This window comes from Priestia sp. TGN 0903 (assembly GCF_050846855.1).
GTDB classification, from domain to species: domain Bacteria; phylum Bacillota; class Bacilli; order Bacillales; family Bacillaceae_H; genus Priestia; species Priestia zanthoxyli.
Window position 1 is genome coordinate 1 of sequence record NZ_JBOZGL010000026.1, and the last position, 2,693, is coordinate 2,693.

General features: G+C 34.3%; 3 protein-coding genes. All 3 read right to left on the minus strand.

The features are described from left to right. Positions 1-336 precede the first annotated feature (336 nt). On the minus strand, positions 337-849 hold the full coding sequence (locus ACRPLY_RS26705; protein WP_052191924.1) for a hypothetical protein: 513 nt from the start codon (positions 847-849) through the stop codon (positions 337-339). Between the two features lie 428 nt (positions 850-1,277). Further along, on the minus strand, positions 1,278-1,754 hold the full coding sequence (locus tag ACRPLY_RS26710; RefSeq protein ID WP_432232217.1) for a hypothetical protein: 477 nt from the start codon (positions 1,752-1,754) through the stop codon (positions 1,278-1,280). A 722-nt stretch (positions 1,755-2,476) separates the two neighbouring features. Then, positions 2,477-2,693, minus strand: a 217-nt coding sequence (locus tag ACRPLY_RS26715) for a hypothetical protein (RefSeq protein WP_432232218.1), incomplete at its 5' end; no start/stop codon positions are given.

Consider the following 2,693-nt stretch of genomic DNA (forward strand, 5'->3'; position numbering starts at 1 on the left):
GCAAAGACAAACATGAAAAAGATTATGGCAAAGATAAATGCAAAGACAAACATGAAAAAGATTATGGCAAAGATAAAGTTGTCTTTTACGAAAAAGACTATGCTAAAAATAAATGTAAGTGCAGTAAAAGTTATTACAATTAAGTTATTTAATTCTAACCCTAATTACTTGTAACTAAATAATGAGTAAGGACTATTAGCTCTCGGGTTAATAGCCCTTTTCTTTTTTTACAGAATGTCTAAGATATAGCTGGAGTAATCAAGATACTTAAAATTTTCTAGTAATAAAAAACCACCATGCACAAAGTAAATTGTACATGGTGGTTTTTTTACTATTTTAGAAGCAACAGCCTTTATTGGATTTTTTATTTTGACTATTACAACCAATACAGAATGTCTTCTGTATAAAGACATTTAAAGTTCCTTCCGTAGTAGCAGAAGGATTCGAAACAGTTAATTTTTCAAAGTTTTCAACTTGAAAGGCTCTTGTAGAACCTGCAGGTATAGTCGCTGAGATCGGTAGTCTAGATCCTCTAACAAAAATTGATACCGTAAGACCAGTAGCTACACCAACGCCAGTAGCTGCAGCTGATAACTGAAGAAGCGTTTTGTTATGGTTTCTAGTAAAGTCTTCAAAAACAGTTACATCTATAGCATTAGCAGGAACTGCAATAGTTAATGGGATATTTCCTGTTAAATTGGTTCCAGAACCCTCAATTGTATGATTTTCAACAAAGAATTTTTCATTCTCTTTTTTCTTATTATATGAACCCTTAGATGGGTAAGCAGCTTCTACATAATATACTTCATCGTTTTTATTATGGTGACGATAGCTTTTTATAATAATCACTCCTTTTTTATTTATATACTATTTTATTCATTTGTTTATAAAATGTTTGTGTGCTTGTCCAATAATAGTCATTTTCATAAAAAAAGTGATTATTTGACTATCTAATTTCAGGTTAACAACACGTTAAAGGAATTATTTGTACGTAGAGATAAGGTAATTAGAGTAGAAATTTCGCAGAGGTTGGTTGTTTGATAAGCTAATAGAAACAGTAGTAGTGAAGTTTAAGGCGTAAACAAATATGTAAAATTCAAGTACAATACAATGCTTTAATTGCAGAATTTCACCCCCTCACCATTTGGTGAATAGAAAATGCATTCATGCATCATTACTTTAACAATTAGAACATTCACCTTTTGTTCCCTCTCAGGTGTCTTTCTGGAATCAAAAGGTGAATCTCCACACCTATACAAATACATATAATAAACTGTTTACAGAGTTAGTTTACGTTCATCAATCATTTTGTAAACTATATCTTCATTGTTTTCTAAAAGCTCTTTAGTAGTGGCACTATGGTTTTTGGCATGCCGAGAAAAATTCGCTTTGCTATACCATTGGTGACATAGAGGACAAGGTAATTCGTTTTCAACTTCATAATTAATTGACGTCCACCTAGTAGAAAAAAAAGGGGATTTATCTGTATTTTCCTTTTTATACGAAGTGTTTTCACGATGTATACGATTTTGTATTCGCTGTGTAGTTGCAGCAACTTCATTTGTACTAGCGTTGTATAGACCATCTTCTAATTCTTCTTTAATGAGCAAATATCCAGCTTCAGACATAGATAACCCTAACTCTTCACAACGTTGTCGAAATTGCTCATATATACTTTCAGGTAACCGAATGGGCAGAACCTTACTTGGTTCTTTTGCTTTTGATTGCCGAGCGTACTTATCCAATTTCCCCAACCTTATCACCTCATTTATACAATTTGTATATACATTCAATACAAGTCTTTATTGTTCCTGCTAACGCCTTAACTACATCCTGTATACGCTATGTAGTTAAGGCGTTTTAGAGTGAAATCTATTTATTTAATATACTTGGTGAATGAAGAGGTAAAAATTGTATCGATAATGCTCCTAAACAATGAGCCCGGATGATGCTAGTTATCAGTAGGATTCACCCTTAGGTTATAAATTCTATAGCACTTATACTATCATTAGGCGCTCATTTACCAAGTAAATGAATACCATAAGTATTGGAAGTTCTATTTGAAGAAAAAACTGAAAAACGTACAGTTATTTCAATATTTGTTAACAAACCTATATATAATCATTCCAGATAAAGAAGACACGTGTGAATGTATATGTTGGACAAAAGTCGCTAGAGTAATATTTCTTCATCTTTTCTTTATAAAAGCTATAAAAAGTCAAGTTATAATTAACTACTCTAATGTATAAAGAACCTCAAGGTTACCTTTCTTCTTTTATCCTTCTTGTATGTCTACTCTCCCCTTCACTGATTTAAGGTAGATGAAATTGCAATAAAAGGAGGTATTGACACTTGATACGTAGATACGTTCTCTGTAAAAAGATCTCTTACAAAAAAAAGAAACGAAAAGCTCATTGTTACAGATTACCCCATTCTGTATATGTTTCCAATTCACAATCTATATTGATATTTTGTTCTATTCATAACCTCTGTAATCAAAAGTATAGAGGTCCTCGGGGGCTACAGGGACCTCAGGGGCCTCAGGGGCCTCAAGGACCTCAGGGACCTCAGGGACCTCAAGGACCTCAGGGGCCTCAGGGGCCTCAAGGACCTCAGGGACCTCAGGGGCCTCAGGGGCCTCAAGGACCTCAGGGACCTCAGGGGCCTCAGGGGCCTCAAGGACCTCAGGGACC